We start from the raw sequence: 357 nt of genomic DNA, 5'->3' as shown, positions 1-357 counted from the left end.
GCGGATGCGCGGGCGGAACTGCGCGGCCTCGTGACCGACGCTTTCAACACCGACAAGGAGGGCAAGATCAACAGCGCCCTGATCTTCCTTCTGTTGCGTCGTGAGAGCGATGACCTGCGCTGGAAGCGGGGCCAGGACGCCATCCGCGACGCGATGCGCGTGGTCGGATCAAAGACCTATGTCCGGTGTTACCAGCGGATTGCCCACGATGCTCCCTGGGAGGCCATCACCATCGATCTGGCGAAGGCGTAGGGCGATGAAAAACAAACTCGTCGATCTTAACGATCACTTGTTCGCTCAACTCGAACGCCTCGCTGACGAAAGCATGACCGCCGAAGATATCGACAAGGAGGTCAA

1 protein-coding gene is annotated in these 357 nt (G+C 59.4%); it reads left to right on the top strand.

Annotation, left to right across the window (positions count from 1 at the left end):
- Positions 1-252 (top strand): DUF3164 family protein (locus tag O4H53_RS27265; protein WP_269368103.1); only part of this gene is annotated, 252 nt, incomplete at its 5' end.
- Positions 253-357 lie beyond the last annotated feature (105 nt).

Origin of the sequence: Sulfitobacter sp. G21635-S1 (assembly GCF_027213915.1) — a bacterium.
In the GTDB taxonomy this organism is placed as follows: domain Bacteria; phylum Pseudomonadota; class Alphaproteobacteria; order Rhodobacterales; family Rhodobacteraceae; genus Sulfitobacter.
This window is presented reverse-complemented; position numbering and strand designations above follow the sequence as displayed.